Below are 13,811 nucleotides of genomic sequence, written 5' to 3' on the forward strand. Positions count from 1 at the left end.
CGCGGACGACTGCAATTTCGCCCGGCGTGTTGTCAGTCGCTTTGTGTCAGAACCACTTTCTCGGACCGCATCAGTCGCGCAGGGTCAGCACCTTGCGTACCACCAAGCCCGCGATGAGCGCCCAGAAGGCGGCGCCGATGCCGAGGAAACCTACGCCGGAGGCGGCGATCAGGAAGGTGATGATGCCTGCCTCGCGGTGCTTGTCGGAGCTGAGGGCGCCGGTCAGCGCGGCGGCCAGCGTGGCGAGGAGGGCGAGCCCCGCGACGGTTTCCAGGACGCCCCTGGGTGCGACGGCGATGAAGGTGACCAGGGCCGCCGAACCGAGGGCGACGATGAGGTAGATGACACCGGAGGTGAACGTGGCGATCCAGCGCTTCTTCGGGTCCGGGTGCGCCGACGGCGCGGCCGAGAGGGCGGCGCTGATCGCGGCCAGGTTGATCGCGTGCCCGCCCGCGGGTGCGCCGATGATGGTGCCGATGCCGGTGACGGTCATCGCGGCCCGCCAGGGGACCTGGTAGTCGAAGGATTTCATGACCGCGGTGCCGGGGATGTTCTGCGACGCCATGGTGACGATGTAGAGCGGTATCGCGACACCGATCATCGCCTGCCAATTCCAGTGCGGCAGAGTGAGTTCCACCGACGGCACCATCGCGGCGAAATCGAGATGCCGGTGCTGCACGGCAATACTGATGCCGGAACCGATGGCCGCCGTGCCGAACGCCGCGATCACCGCCCAGCGCTTGGCCACTCGCTGCAGGACGAGCCACACCAGGATCACCGGAATCACCACCGCCGGGCTGGACGGCACCGCCTTCACCGGCGCCAGGCACAGCGGCAACAGCACCCCGGCCAGCATCGCCTGCGCGATCTCCACTGGAATCGCGGCCACCAGCCGGCCGAGCCGCTGCCATACCCCGGTGATCACGATCAACACCCCGGCGATCGCGAACGCGCCGACCGCGGCGGCCCAGCCGCCCGCCACCGCGCCGGTGCTGGCCAGCAGCGCGGCACCGGGCGTGGACCAGGCCAGCGTGATCGGCATCCGATACCGGTAGCTGAGCAGCAGCATGCCGATCGCCTGCGTCACGCACAGCGCGAGCAACCCGGATGCGGCCTGGGCCGCGTTCGCGCCGACCGCGTTCAGTCCGCTCAGCACCACCGCGAACGAACTGGTGAAGCCCACGAGTGCGGTGACGACGCCGGCACCGACCGCCTGCGCGGGCCCAGCCTCGGGGGCAACGGGGGATTGCGGCTCGGCGGGTGCCTCGGTGGCCGGGGAAACGTTCGACATTGTGGCGATCCTGCCCGCAACTGGACTGGTCGTCACGGGCCAGTCGGCCGAAACTGGACCGAATTGCCGAAGGCGCGACCAGGGCGTTCGCCGCCGCCCGCCACCCGACGATCGGCGGTCCGGACCGTTCTTACCGGCGAGTAGCGCTGGGGTGCAGCCACATTGCCCAGTTCAGCTGCGTAGTCTGAGGGGTATTCGGTGCGCGAAGGTGCGATTACTGGACTAGGAGCCTGGGTTGAGCGCGGTACTGATCTCGCCGGTGGAGCTTCGGGAGGCGTTGTCGGACAAGCGGGTTCGCCTGCTGGACGTCCGATGGGCGCTGGGTGACCCGGACGGCCCGCAACACTATCTGGACGGCCACATTCCCGGCGCGGTGTTCGTCGACATGGAGACCGAGCTGGCCGCCCCGCCCTCGCCGGCCCGTGGCAGGCATCCGCTGCCGGACATCGCGCAGTTGCAGAAATGCGCGCGCAGCTGGGGCATCCGCAACGGCGATCCGGTCGTCGTCTACGACGCGACCGGCGGCATGGCCGCGGCCCGCGCCTGGTGGCTGCTGCGCTGGGCGGGCATCGCCGACGTGCGCATCCTCGACGGCGGGCTGCCCGGCTGGACGAACGCCGGTGACGCGCTCGCCACCGGCGCCGAGCCCGATCCGGAACCCGGCGACGTCGAATTGAGCCCGGGCCACCTGAAGGTCATCGATGCCGACGCGGCCGCCCGCTGGCGCGGCGTGCTGCTCGATGCCCGCGCGGGCGAGCGCTACCGCGGCGAGATCGAGCCGATCGATCCGCGCGCCGGGCACATCCCCGGCGCGATCAGCGCCCCGACCGCCGAAAACCTCGACGCCGACGGCCGGTTCCGCGCCCCGGCCGAATTGCGGGACCGGTTCGCCGGATTCACCGCGGAACCGGTCGCGGTCTACTGCGGCTCCGGCGTCACCGCGGCGCACCAGGTCGCGGCGCTCGCCGTGATCGGTATCGATGCGGCGCTGTACCCGGGATCGTGGTCGCAGTGGTCGAACGACCCGAAGCGACCGGTCGCGACCGGAAGCTGAGCGCCGGACACCGCTCGGTATCGGACGCGGTGGTTCCCGGGTCGCCTCCTGCTGTGACTCAGAACTGCAATGACCGGCCGGGCGGGAGGATCTGCACGGTGGTATCGGGAGCCAGGTCGGCGGAGGCTTCGCGGTAGAGCGCGGGGTCGCGGGTCGCTTTGGTCATCACGCGGTCGCCGAGCAAGCCGCTGCTGAAGGCGTAGTGGATGGGGACCGCGAGGCGGGGGCGCAGGGCGCGGGTGAGATCGGCGGCATCGACGGCGTCCATCACCACCTTGCGGTTGAAGGCGGGACGGATGCGCAGCCCGTTGATCGGGAGCAGCGCCAAGTCCAAGGCGGGGAAGCGCTGAGTGATCTCGTCCAGTTCGGCGATGCGCAGGGTGTCGGCGCCGAAGAAGACGCTGTGCTCGTCGGCGCGCAGCACGAAAGTGATCTCGGGGACGCCGTGACTGGCTGGAGTAGCGGTCACCTCGACCGGGCCGAGCTGGGTTCGCTGCCATGGGTCCAGCTCGGTGACATTGCGAAATCCGGCCGCGTGCACCGCTTTCGCGAGTCCGCGCACGACCGCGAACGGGACGTTCTTGTCCGGGTAGGCACGCAGCGCGTTCAGGTCGCAATGGTCGTAGTGGGCATGGCTGATCGCGATGCCGGCCAGCTCGGGCAACTCGGCCGCTCCGGCGATGCTCCGCGGTTCGCCCTGATGGTAGAAGGGGCGCTCGGAAAACCACGGATCGGTGAGGATCTTGGCGCCACCGAAATCGAGCAGGACGCTAGCGTGGACGATGCGAGTCACGCTGACGGACATGGGATTTCCTAACCAGACGGGTGTCTACTGATAGTGGTAAGTGGACACCCGTCTTGTTATCCTGTCAAGGTGACGGCGAAAGCTCCCAGGAATCGCAACCGGCGCGGCGACGGCGCCCGCCTGCGCGATGAGATCGTGACCGCGGCAAGCGAATTGCTGGAGAACCTGGACGGACAGGACGCACTGTCGTTGCGCGCCGTGGCGCGTGCGGTGGGTATCGCGCCGCAGAGTGTCTACCTGCATTTCGCCGATCGGCGCGACCTGCTCACCGCGGTCTACGAGGTCCGATTCGCCGAGTTGCGGACCGCGCTCGCGGTCGCGGACGAGGCGGACGGGCCTGCTCGCCTCGCTCGAATATGCCGGGCCTACTGCGAATACGGCCTGCGGAATCCGGGCCACTATCGAGTTCTGTTCGGCACGGCGGGCACACCCGGTTGGGAGCCGACCGACGCCCAGCTGCCGGGCCTGCCGGTCTTCCGTGGGCTCGTGGACGCCGTCGAGGCCTGCGGCAGCGCGGATCCGACCGCGACCGCCACCTGCCTCTGGGCCGCGATGCACGGCCTGATCACGCTGCGTCAGGACCGGCCGAGCTTTCCGTGGCCGGACCTCGACGTCCTGCTCGAAACGTTGATCACCGCACATCTGTGCGCTGCGGTGACAGCGCGACCTCGGAATTGAATTCTTCTGGCGGGCAACGATTTCGACCGTATGTCGGCTGCTGCTCAGGGGCAGGTACGTGCCACACCTTGCAGCGCCCTGCGGTCCGCCTCGGTCAGCGCCAATTCGTAGTGCACGGCCACGGTCAGGTACTTGCCCGCGTAGAAGCAGTGGTTCGCACGGGCCGGTGGCAACCACTCGGCCGGGGTCTTGTCACCCTTGGCCTCATTGGTGCGACCATCGGTGGCGAGCAGGTTGAAGTCGACGTCGTTGGCGAACCGGATGCGCCGCTCGGGCGGCCAGCCCGCCGCGCCCAGATCCCAGGCGGCGGCTAGGGGAAAGACGTGGTCGATCTGTATGTCGTTGGCGTCGGCCTTCTTGAACGGGATCTGCTTGCCGGTGTACGGGTCGTTCAACGTGCCCCCGACGACCACGCAATCGCGCGTCCCCGGCCGGAAACTCACCCCGGTGAGCTGCTTGGCCAGCACGTTGTTGCGGGTATCGCAGCCATCGTGGCCACCGGGTCCGTCATTGTCATCGGTCCAGGCCGGCCCGAACACGCATGCTTGCCCAGCCTTGCACCCGCGCTCGTAACCACCGGGATGCGGCCGATCCGGCATCACCCGCACGCCGGCCAGCAGCTGCTCCAACTCGGCTCTGGCCGGACTCCCCGGCGCGGGTGCGACCGGGCCGGCGCCGAGCTGAGCGCACCCGGCAGCGCACAGCGCCACGAGCGCGCCGACGAACCAGCGCCGAATGTCCATGGCGCCAGATGTACAGGCAGGGACCGACATTCGTAATACCTGAAGCACGAGCGGTTGTCAGAACTGGAGCGACACAACCCTCACAACCAGGCGCGAGCGAGCAGGTCGTCGTCGGCGACCTCGCTTGCCCGCGGCGGGAACCGGGTGGCCGAGATCGACTCGGAATTGGCGCCGTCGTGCCCGATCAGCCAGGAACCGCCGCGCTCTTCGCACTCGGCGAGCTTGGCGAAGGTGGCGAGCAGGAAGGCGATGGCGTCGTGCGAGTCGGGGGTTCTGGCCAGGCGCTGCGATTCACCGGGGCGGGACAGGTCCAGCCACACACCGGACTGACCGTCGAGCCGCATACCGACGATCTTCTCGGCGTTGATGAAGGTGAATTTGCGCCGTTCCCATGGCGTCGTCGGCGTGAAGCTCTGCTCGAGAACCTGGAGCAGAATCGTCATGATTGCCTCCGTTGACCAGCGGATATCCAAGTATGTTCCGCTCGCGCCCAGAAATCCAGAGAGGTGCGATCGCCGCGCCTGGATCGGTGTCGGACCCACCTGCTTGGATGGGCTGATGCTGCACGGTCTGTGGTCGCCGGGATCCGGGTTGCTGCTCTGGCACGATGCGCCCCGCACCGCGCCGGATCAACCCATCCCACCGGCCGCTGCCCCGGTGCCCGACCCGTTGGGCGGCGTGTTGAGCGCGTCCAAATTCCGGCACCGGGCCGACGTGCTGGTCACCGGTCCGGACGGCACCGGCACCGAGCAGGTGCGTGCGCACGCGCTGGCTCCCGCCGCTGCGGCGACGGCCTTGCGACAGCGACTTCCGGCCGAGTCGGTGGCGGGTGACCTGCGCTTTCTCGCGCACGTCGCGCACGGTGTGGAGCGCTGGGTGCGGGCCGGCCGGATCGTGCCGGAGTTGCGCAGGGAAGACGGTCAGTGGTGGGTGCGCTGGCGGCTGGTCGGCGGCGAGCGGCAGCGCGCCTGGCTGGCCGAGCTGGCCGTGGCCATGCCCGCCGCGCTGCGGGTGGCCGGGCGGCCGAACACGCTGCTCGACGACCTGGTCACCGAACTCACCGACCCCATCGCGCGGACCCTGCTCGACCCGCTGGACGCGGATCACCCGCTGGTGGACGCGCTCGTCCGGGATATCCCCCTGGACGCGGGCAGCTACCGGGTGGCCGAAACGCTGGAGCAGTGGCGCGCCACCCTGACCGGGGACGAGCCGGAACTGGTGTTGCGCCTGCTGGAACCGGACGGCGAGCTCGGCACCGCGGACGAGTCGGTGGCGCTGTGGCGGCTGGAGGTGTGCCTGCGGGTCGACGGCGAAGCGCCGAATCCGGTTCTGCTGCATGCCGATCCGAATCTGCTACGGATCGCGGTGGAGAAGCTCGGCGAGGCGCAGCGGGCGTATCCGCGACTGCGCGACCTGCCGAGCGACCCGCGCTCGATGGACCTGCTGCTGCCGACCGAGGTCGTGGTCGACCTGGTCGAGCACGGCGCGCACGCGCTGCAAGCCTCCGGGGTGCGGCTGCTGCTGCCCCGCGCCTGGAATGTCAGCGCGCCGACCATGCGACTGCGGGTGGAGAGCGCGGTGCCCGCCGCCGAAAGCACCGTCGGCATGCCGGGACTCGTCGCCTACCGCTGGGAACTCGCGCTCGGCGACACCATCCTCACCAAGGCCGAGATGGAACGGCTGGTCAGTAGCAAGTCCGATCTGGTCCGGCTGCGCGGCGACTGGGTGCAGGCCGACCATAAGGTGCTCGCCGCGGCGGCTCGCTATGTCGCGGCGCACACCGACACCTCGGAGATCACCTTCGCCGACCTGATCGGTGAACTCGCCGGCGGTCGCGTCGAACAGGTGCCGGTCACCGAGGTCACCGCCACCGGCTGGGCCGCCGACATCCTGGATCGCACCAGGGAACTCGAGCCGATCGCCGCGCCCGTCGGGTTGAAGGCCCAGCTGCGCCCCTATCAGGAACGCGGCCTCACCTGGCTGGCGACCATGAGCCGCATGGGTTTCGGCGCGATCCTGGCCGACGATATGGGGCTCGGGAAGACCGTTCAGGTGCTCGCACTGCTGGTGCACGAGCGGGAAGCGGCCGGTGCGAGGCAGTCGAGCAAGGGTAAGGCGAAGGGTCGTGCTCGTAAGCCGGTCGGCGCGAGTGCCGAAGGCGCGGTGGTGATCTCGCTCGACGAGGCGCGGCGGCGCAAGACGGCCGGGGGCGCGGACGAGAGCGTCGTCCAGACCGACGCTCCGGAAGTCGTTCGGCCGGACGGGATGCCGGGCCCCACCCTGCTGGTGTGCCCGATGTCGGTGGTCGGCAACTGGCAGCGCGAGACCGAGCGTTTCGCGCCGGACCTGCGGGTGTGGGTGCACCACGGGGTCGGCAGGCGCTCCGGCGGCGAACTGGACGCCGCGGTGGCCGAAGCCGACCTGGTGATCACCACGTACTCCCTGCTCGCGCGCGACCTCGACGAGCTGAAGCGGCAGTCGTGGGACCGGATCGTGCTGGACGAGGCGCAGCACATCAAGAACGCGGGCACCAGGCAGTCCCGCGCCGCCCGCAGTCTGCCCGCGCGACACCGGTTGGCGCTCACCGGAACTCCGGTGGAGAACCGCCTGGAAGAGCTGCGCTCGATCATGGATTTCGCGGTGCCGAAGGTGCTCGGTAGCCCGCAGAACTTCCGCGCCCGCTTCGCCGTGCCCATCGAGCGCGAGCGGGACGAGAACGCGATCAGCCGGCTGCGGATGATCACCCAGCCGTTCGTGCTGCGCCGGGTGAAGACCGATCCCGCGGTGATCACCGATCTGCCGGAGAAGCTGGAGATGACGGTGCGGGCCAACCTGACCGTCGAGCAGGCCGCGCTGTATCAGGCGGTGGTCGACGACATGCTGGCCAAGATCAAGGACGCGAAGGGCATGGCCCGCAAGGGCGCCGTGCTCAGCGCGCTGACCAGGCTCAAGCAGGTGTGCAACCATCCGGCGCACTTCCTCGGCGACGGCTCCGGGGTGCTGCACCGCGGCAGTCATCGGTCCGGCAAGCTCGCCCTGGTGGAGGACGTGCTCGACGCGGTGCTCGCGGACGGCGAGAAGGCATTGCTGTTCACCCAGTTCCGCGAGTTCGGCGAGCTGATCGCGCCCTACCTGGTCGAGCGCTTCGGCACGGAGATCCCGTTCCTGCACGGCGGGGTGCCCAAGGCGCGCCGCGACACCATGGTCACCCGGTTCCAGGAGCTGGACGGCCCGTCGCTGATGTTGTTGTCGCTCAAGGCCGGTGGCACCGGACTCAACCTCACCGCGGCCAATCATGTTGTGCACCTGGACCGTTGGTGGAACCCAGCGGTGGAGAACCAGGCCACCGACCGCGCGTACCGGATCGGTCAGCAGCGCAACGTGCAGGTGCGCAAGCTGGTCTGCGTCGACACCATCGAGGAGCGGATCGACGAAATGATCAACGGCAAAAGACAACTCGCCGATCTGGCCGTCGGCGCGGGGGAGAACTGGATCACCGAGCTGAGCACCGACGACCTGCGTGAGCTGTTCACCCTCGGCGCGGAGGCGGTCGGCGAATGAGTCCCTACATCGATTACAACGAGTACGGTAAGCGCCGCCCGGTGCGCGGCGGGGTCGAGGCGCGCAGCCGTCGTGGCGGTTTCGGGCGCACCTGGTGGGGCAAGGCGCTCATCGACGCGGTCGAGCAGATGGCCGACGCCGGGCGGATGTCGCGGGGCCGCACTTACGCGCGGGCGGGTCAGGTGGTGAGCTACCGGATCGAGCCGGGCTCGGTGACCGCGGAAGTGCAGGGCAGCCAGCCGCGCCCGTTCACCGCGGTGTTCACCGTCCGCCCGCTGCGCGAGGAGGAGGTCGAGTTGCTCATCGAGACCATCCGCGACGCACCGGGCATGCTCGCCGAGATCGCGTCCGGCGCGCTGCCGACCGCACTGGGCCCGCTGCTGCTGCCGACCACCGCCGCAGACCTGGATTTCACCTGCACCTGCCCGGACCAGGGATGGCCGTGCAAACACGTGGCCGCGGTCTGCTACCTGCTCGCCGAACGCCTGGACGAGCGTCCGCGCGAGATCCTCGCGCTGCGCGGCCTCGACCTGGATACCCTCATCGGCGGCATCGAACGCGACCTGCAGGCGAGCACCGATGCCGATGATCCGTACGGTGATTCGGCCCGGTTGCCGGAGCTGCCGAAGCTCGAATTCCGGCCCGCCCCCGACGACCTGGACTCGATGCTGCTGCGCAAGGCGCTGCGGATGACCTCGGCTGAGGAACCGGTGGCCGCGGCGGGACTGCGCGAACTGACCGCGCTGTATCGGATGTTCGAGACCTGAACGAGTGTGGTGAGCATCCGGCGTCGGGGCTTGCGGTTGTCTCCGGACTCTTCGGGGCGGGATCAGGTCCGGTGACACAGGGACCGGGACTTCCCGACACCGGATGCCTCACCCAGTCTGCGCGCATGGACCCCGCCCGGGAACTGCCCGAGGGTTGCCCAGCCGCTGCCCTTCGCGCCGAACTTCGGGCAGTACCCCGGCCCGCCTAGGCTGGTACCCGTGGCAGGCAAGGGTTCGTGGCCGGAAATCGGCCCGGGCAGCGACGATCTAGGCGTCGCTGTCCCGCTCGCGCGACCGCCGCGCCGGGTGGTGTCGCTGGTGCCCTCGTTGACCGAGGCGGTCGCGGTGAGCTGCCCGGAGGTCCTGGTCGCCGCGACCGAATGGTGCACGCATCCGGCCGATCTCGCGGTCGAACGGGTGCGGGGCACCAAGAACCCGGATGTGCGCAGGATCGCCGAACTCGCGCCCGATCTCGTGCTGTGCAACATGGAGGAGAACCGGCGCATCGATGTCGACCGACTGCGGTCGGCGGGAATTCCGGTGTGGGTGACCAGGATCGAGACGGTGGACGAGGCATTTGCCTCGCTGGCCCGGCTCTTCTCGGTTGCCCTCGGTACCGGCATCCCGGCGTGGCTCACCGAGGCCGAATCCGTCTGGGCGGCACCTCCGCCCACGCTGCCCCGCGCCGCGGTCATCCCGATCTGGCGCAATCCGTGGATGGTTGTGGGCCGCGACACCTTCACCGGTGACCTGGCCGGCCGGCTCGGGCTGAACCTGGTGCACGCGGACCGGCCGGACCGGTATCCCCGCCTCACCGAGGCGGAGTTGACCACGGGCATCGATCTCGCCGTACTACCCGATGAGCCTTATGTCTTCACCAGAACCGATGGCCCCGAAGCCTTTCCGGGCGTCCCGGTGGCACTGGTGGAGGGCCGAAGCCTCACCTGGTATGGCCCGTCCTTGGCCACCGCACGGCAGATCCTCACCGAGCAGTTGGCGGCGGCGTTCCCCGGCGGTGCTCAGCCGAGTTCGTAGTCGAACCACAGGTGATGCGTGCCGTCCTCGTCCACACTGAGCCCGCCGGTGCCGGTGATCCCGGCCAGGTCGCCGGTTCCGCTGGCCGGGACGATGACGAACGATTCGGCGGTGCGGTCGGTGCCGGAGGTGGTCGCCGAATGGGTGAAATTGAAGCTGCCCGCGGCACCGTTCAGCGCTCCCTCGAAGGACTCCATCGCGACGTAGGTCCCGGTGCCGGTGGCCTGGTCGAACGCCGCGGTGAACAGGGTCGCCGAGCGACCGGTGATCTCGCCGTCGAACTTCTTCTCGATCTGCGCGACGCCGACCGGCAGCGCGGTGCCGATGGCCGGCTGGGGGACCACCTCGGTCGGGACGAACGAGACGACGGAAAAGGTACCGATTGCTTTCATGCGCGGGATCGTAACGACGGCTACCGACAAGTTCGCGGGTCCTAGGCCGACGTGGCGAACCGGTAGTCGGACAGGTCGAAATGCCCGCTGCGCCAAGCCGCCTCGACCGTGGTCGAGGGCCGCAGCGGCACGTCGCCGTGCTTGTCGAAGTAGTAGCTGTTCGACACCGAGCAGCTGTCCTGCCAGAACACCTGCCCGCCGCGCCGGTCGAGCATCTCCTTGAAGAAGCGGTCGTTGGCCTCGCGGGTCACCTCGACGACCGTCGCCTTGCCCGCGCGGGCGTGCCGCAGGCAGCGCAGGATGTGCCTGGTCTGGTTCTCGATCAGCGCGAAGTAGGACGAGCCGTTGTAGCCGTACGGGCCGATGATGGAGAAGAAGTTCGGGAAGCCGGGAACGCTGACGCCCTCATAGGCCTGTAGCCGGTTCTCGTCCCACCACTTCTCCAGGTCCAAGCCGCCGATGCCGCGCAGGTCGTAGGTCGGCATGTTGCCGGATTCCATCACCTTGAAACCGGTCGCCAGCACCAGGATGTCGACCGGGTATTCGGTGCCGCCGGCGGTGCGCACGCCGGTGCCGGTGATCTGTTCGATCGGGTCGGTCTCCAGTACCACGTTGTCGCGGTTGAACGTGGCCAGGTAGTCGTTCGAGAAGCTGGGCCGCTTGCAGCCCAAAGCGTAACGGGGCGTGAGCTTTTCCCGGACCACCGGATCGTGCACCTGGCTGCGCAGGTGGGCGAGGCCGGCCCGCTCGCCGAGCGCGGCGGTCGGCAGATTCTTGTGATAGTGCGCGGCGATCGGGAAGGTGATCTCCACGTAGGTCTGGCTGATCAGCCGGGTCAGCGACCGCGCGCCGGGTAGCCGCAGCGCCCACTGCACCGGCTTGGGCAGCGGCAGGTCGAGCCGGGGCAGGCACCAGATCGGCGTGCGCTGGAAGACGACCAGCTGCTCGACCTCGGGCGCGGTCTCCGGAATCACCTGCACCGCAGAGGCTCCCGTGCCGATGATGGCGACCCGCTTGCCGCGCAGGTCCTGCCGGTGGTCCCAGCGGGAGGTGTGCATGGTGACGCCGCCGAAGTCCTCGATGCCCGGGATCTCGGGCAGCTTGGGCCGGGTCAGCACGCCGGTGGCGCTGATGACGAAGCGCGCGGTCAGCTCGCCGCCGTCGGCGGTGTGCAGCCGCCAGTGGCAGCCGTCCGCGTCGAATTCGGCCTCGGTGATGGTGGTGTCGAACCGGATTCGCGGCCGCAGCTCGTATTTGTCCACGCACGATTCGGCGTAGGCCTTCAATTCCCGTCCGGGCGCGTAGGTCCGGGACCAGCTGGCCCGCTGCTCGAAGGAGAACTGGTAGCTGAACGACGGAATGTCCACGGCGATACCGGGATAGGTGTTCCAGTGCCAGGTGCCCCCGACCCCGTCGGCCTCGTCGATGATCAGGAAGTCGTCGAATCCGGCCTCCCGCAACTTGATCGCGGCGCCGATCCCGGAGAATCCGGCGCCGACGATGATCACCTCGTGATCGATCCCGTTGCTAGTCATGCGACCTCCCGTTTTCGGCGCGGAGCTTCCGCTCGCGTCACCGCCCGTGCGTCCCGGGCCGTGTCCCGCGGCGAAGACGGCGGAGTCGACCCGTGCTGTGTGCGGCCGATCATAATTGGCCGCACATGCCACCAATTAGGCGCGCGGTGCGGTAGTTTGTCAACCATGAGCCTGCGCGTACCGCCCCGGACCTGGGGCGGCCGCACCACCGAGGAGCGCCGCGCCGAACGTCGCGCGCGGCTGATCGAGGCCGCCCTGGACATCTGGATCGAGAACGGGTGGGCGGCGGTGACCATGCGCGGAGTCTGCCAGCGCACCGCGCTCAACGACCGCTACTTCTACGAACACTTCGCCGACCGCGACGAACTGCTCGGCGCCGCCTGGGACGCGGTCTGCGCCGAGGTGTTCGCCGAGCTGGCCGCGATCTTCACCGAGCACGTCGAGCGGCCGCCGCAGGAGATCCTGCGCGCGGCGGTGACCCGCGCGGTACGCCTGCAATCCGACGACAGCGGGCGCGCGCGCATCCTGCTGGCCGAGCACGCGGGCAGCGCCGTGCTCGAGCAGCGCCGCAAGACGATGCTCGCCGACGGCACCGAACTGCTGGTCGTCACGGCCCGGCCCTACCTGCGCCCGGACGCCGACGAGCTGGAGTTCCGGATGAGCACCCTGGCCGGCATCGGCGGCTTCATCGAGCTGCTCTCCGCCTGGCGCACCGGCGCAATGGACATCGATGGCGATCGCATCATCGAACACACCTGCCGGCTGGGCGCGCTGATCGGCGCCCAGTACCTGCCGCCGGAGATCATTACTGCTGGGGGATAACCGGTTTCGGCGTCACGCCTCGATCCGGTACACGCGCCGGGCGGTATCCCGGAAGATGTGCGTGAGTTCCGTCCGGCCGCCGCCGTGCCCGGTGACCGCGGTGGCGACCGCCTCGATGCTGTTGCCGATGGTCGTAATCGGTTTGTCCACCGGGAAATTCGAGCCCCAGATCAATCGGTCCGCGCCGAACGCGTCGAGGGCGTGTTCGATGAGCGGGTGAATCCGGTCCACCAGCACGGGAACCGGGGTGGTGGCGCCGCGCGGGGGCACCGGATGGCCGAGGACCGGCATCATCAGTCCGCTGACCTTCGCGACCACGTTCGGCCGCTCGGCGAGCGCGGACAGGTCGTCGCGCCAGCGCAGATACAGCGCGCGCCGCACGCTCGGGTTGATTCCGGTGTGTTTGCCGATCGGCCCGAAAATTCCTGCGGGAGTGGCGAGATGGTTGAGCACGATCGGCACCTCCGGGTACCGCTCGGCCAGTGCCGTCACATCGGGCAGGGCATGGGAGTACACCCAGGCCTCGAACGAGAGGTCGCGCTCGGCCAGGCGGGCGAATCCGTTCAAAAACTCCTTCGTGGCGAGCGCGCCCGGATGGTCGGCGTAGGGCCGCACGCCCGGATCGGGGTGATGGGCCGCGTGCGCTCGGATGCCGCGCAGCAGGGGCGCGGCGGCCAGGTGCGCGTCGAGCAGCGCGGCGAATTCGGGCGCCGCCGGGTCCGCGTTGCCGAGAATCGCCCCCAATTCCGGGTTGTCGCCACCGAAGGGGAGCCGGGCCACCCATGCGGTCTCGTCGGCCAGGGCCAAAGGATCCGTACCGGCCCAGGCGACCTCGATATGCACGATGGTGTCGATCGGCTCGTCACCGGCGTCCGCGCGATAGTCCGCAGGGAGATACGGGCGACTGAAAGCCGTTGGATCCCCGGCGAATTCGCGATCCCGTCGCGGTGCGGCCCGTTTCGCCAGAGCCATCGGGATCGGCAACATCCGCAGCAACCGCGCGGTCGCGCTGAATGTTCGCGGGGTGGTGAACGGATCCCACTGATGAATATGTGCGTCGATGATCCGGATACCCGATAGATCCATGTCCGCCGTCCCAACACGCCGAGGGCCTTGACCCGGCGATTG

At 69.1% G+C, this 13,811-nt stretch carries 13 protein-coding genes; 6 read left to right on the forward strand and 7 right to left on the reverse strand.

Features of this window, described 5'->3' with window-relative positions; genetic code table 11:
- Positions 1 to 70 precede the first annotated feature (70 nt).
- Complete coding sequence (locus tag ACFYO1_RS38895; protein ID WP_387242955.1) at positions 71 to 1,291, reverse strand: benzoate/H(+) symporter BenE family transporter; 1,221 nt, start codon at positions 1,289 to 1,291, stop codon at positions 71 to 73.
- Positions 1,292 to 1,526: 235 nt separating this feature from the next.
- On the opposite strand from ACFYO1_RS38895, the gene ACFYO1_RS38900 reads away from it, so the two are divergent.
- On the forward strand, positions 1,527 to 2,345 hold the full coding sequence (locus ACFYO1_RS38900; RefSeq protein ID WP_387242958.1) for a sulfurtransferase: 819 nt from the start codon (positions 1,527 to 1,529) through the stop codon (positions 2,343 to 2,345).
- A gap of 58 nt (positions 2,346 to 2,403) precedes the next feature.
- Here ACFYO1_RS38900 and ACFYO1_RS38905 read toward each other — a convergent pair whose 3' ends face one another.
- Positions 2,404 to 3,150 (reverse strand): MBL fold metallo-hydrolase, encoded by a 747-nt coding sequence (locus tag ACFYO1_RS38905; RefSeq protein WP_387242960.1) that lies wholly within the window; start codon positions 3,148 to 3,150, stop codon positions 2,404 to 2,406.
- 69 nt (positions 3,151 to 3,219) lie between these two features.
- Here ACFYO1_RS38905 and ACFYO1_RS38910 point away from each other — a divergent pair, with 69 nt between their 5' ends.
- Positions 3,220 to 3,828, forward strand: a complete 609-nt coding sequence (locus ACFYO1_RS38910; protein ID WP_387242963.1) for a TetR/AcrR family transcriptional regulator — start codon at positions 3,220 to 3,222, stop codon at positions 3,826 to 3,828.
- A gap of 44 nt (positions 3,829 to 3,872) precedes the next feature.
- Here ACFYO1_RS38910 and ACFYO1_RS38915 read toward each other — a convergent pair whose 3' ends face one another.
- Together ACFYO1_RS38915 and ACFYO1_RS38920 are read right to left on the reverse strand one after the other, a co-directional pair.
- Entirely contained in the window at positions 3,873 to 4,571 is a 699-nt protein-coding gene (locus ACFYO1_RS38915) for an HNH endonuclease family protein (RefSeq protein ID WP_387242966.1), read from the reverse strand.
- 80 nt (positions 4,572 to 4,651) lie between these two features.
- The gene (locus tag ACFYO1_RS38920) at positions 4,652 to 5,014 is read right to left on the reverse strand and encodes a hypothetical protein (RefSeq protein WP_378717260.1); all 363 of its coding nucleotides are present in this window, start codon (positions 5,012 to 5,014) and stop codon (positions 4,652 to 4,654) included.
- 115 nt (positions 5,015 to 5,129) lie between these two features.
- Between ACFYO1_RS38920 and ACFYO1_RS38925 the strand changes: the two genes are divergently transcribed.
- From ACFYO1_RS38925 to ACFYO1_RS38935, 3 genes are all read left to right on the forward strand, one after another.
- Complete coding sequence (locus tag ACFYO1_RS38925; protein WP_387242970.1) at positions 5,130 to 8,132, forward strand: DEAD/DEAH box helicase; 3,003 nt, start codon at positions 5,130 to 5,132, stop codon at positions 8,130 to 8,132.
- Positions 8,129 to 8,899 (forward strand): SWIM zinc finger family protein, encoded by a 771-nt coding sequence (locus tag ACFYO1_RS38930; RefSeq protein ID WP_387242973.1) that lies wholly within the window; start codon positions 8,129 to 8,131, stop codon positions 8,897 to 8,899. Before ACFYO1_RS38925 ends, ACFYO1_RS38930 begins: the two co-directional genes overlap by 4 nt.
- 219 nt (positions 8,900 to 9,118) lie before the next feature.
- Positions 9,119 to 9,934: a helical backbone metal receptor gene (locus ACFYO1_RS38935; RefSeq protein ID WP_387242976.1), complete on the forward strand. Its 816-nt coding sequence runs from the start codon at positions 9,119 to 9,121 to the stop codon at positions 9,932 to 9,934.
- Here the strand turns inward: ACFYO1_RS38935 and ACFYO1_RS38940 are convergent.
- Both ACFYO1_RS38940 and ACFYO1_RS38945 read right to left on the reverse strand, forming a co-directional pair.
- Entirely contained in the window at positions 9,919 to 10,326 is a 408-nt protein-coding gene (locus ACFYO1_RS38940) for a DUF3224 domain-containing protein (protein ID WP_387242979.1), read from the reverse strand. The two genes, ACFYO1_RS38935 and ACFYO1_RS38940, sit on opposite strands and share 16 nt — an antisense overlap.
- Positions 10,327 to 10,367: 41 nt before the next feature.
- Entirely contained in the window at positions 10,368 to 11,861 is a 1,494-nt protein-coding gene (locus ACFYO1_RS38945) for a flavin-containing monooxygenase (protein ID WP_387242982.1), read from the reverse strand.
- A gap of 165 nt (positions 11,862 to 12,026) precedes the next feature.
- On the opposite strand from ACFYO1_RS38945, the gene ACFYO1_RS38950 reads away from it, so the two are divergent.
- Positions 12,027 to 12,683 (forward strand): TetR/AcrR family transcriptional regulator, encoded by a 657-nt coding sequence (locus ACFYO1_RS38950; protein ID WP_387242985.1) that lies wholly within the window; start codon positions 12,027 to 12,029, stop codon positions 12,681 to 12,683.
- Between the two features lie 12 nt (positions 12,684 to 12,695).
- Here the strand turns inward: ACFYO1_RS38950 and ACFYO1_RS38955 are convergent, their stop codons facing one another.
- Complete coding sequence (locus ACFYO1_RS38955) at positions 12,696 to 13,769, reverse strand: amidohydrolase family protein (RefSeq protein WP_387242988.1); 1,074 nt, start codon at positions 13,767 to 13,769, stop codon at positions 12,696 to 12,698.
- Between the last annotated feature and the right edge of the window lie 42 nt (positions 13,770 to 13,811).

This window comes from Nocardia sp. NPDC006044 (assembly GCF_042871115.1).
Lineage (GTDB): Bacteria > Actinomycetota > Actinomycetes > Mycobacteriales > Mycobacteriaceae > Nocardia.

What these genes read in the sequence shown, in the direction of transcription:
- ACFYO1_RS38895 (WP_387242955.1), bottom strand. Translation starts at nt 1,291, where the DNA reads ATGTCGAACGTTTCCCCGGCCACCGAGGCACCCGCCGAGCCGCAATCC.
- ACFYO1_RS38905 (WP_387242960.1), bottom strand. Translation starts at nt 3,150, where the DNA reads ATGTCCGTCAGCGTGACTCGCATCGTCCACGCTAGCGTCCTGCTCGAT.
- ACFYO1_RS38915 (WP_387242966.1), bottom strand. Translation starts at nt 4,571, where the DNA reads ATGGACATTCGGCGCTGGTTCGTCGGCGCGCTCGTGGCGCTGTGCGCT.
- ACFYO1_RS38920 (WP_378717260.1), bottom strand. Translation starts at nt 5,014, where the DNA reads ATGACGATTCTGCTCCAGGTTCTCGAGCAGAGCTTCACGCCGACGACG.
- ACFYO1_RS38925 (WP_387242970.1), top strand. Translation starts at nt 5,130, where the DNA reads ATGCTGCACGGTCTGTGGTCGCCGGGATCCGGGTTGCTGCTCTGGCAC.
- ACFYO1_RS38930 (WP_387242973.1), top strand. Translation starts at nt 8,129, where the DNA reads ATGAGTCCCTACATCGATTACAACGAGTACGGTAAGCGCCGCCCGGTG.
- ACFYO1_RS38940 (WP_387242979.1), bottom strand. Translation starts at nt 10,326, where the DNA reads ATGAAAGCAATCGGTACCTTTTCCGTCGTCTCGTTCGTCCCGACCGAG.
- ACFYO1_RS38945 (WP_387242982.1), bottom strand. Translation starts at nt 11,861, where the DNA reads ATGACTAGCAACGGGATCGATCACGAGGTGATCATCGTCGGCGCCGGA.
- ACFYO1_RS38950 (WP_387242985.1), top strand. Translation starts at nt 12,027, where the DNA reads ATGAGCCTGCGCGTACCGCCCCGGACCTGGGGCGGCCGCACCACCGAG.
- ACFYO1_RS38955 (WP_387242988.1), bottom strand. Translation starts at nt 13,769, where the DNA reads ATGGATCTATCGGGTATCCGGATCATCGACGCACATATTCATCAGTGG.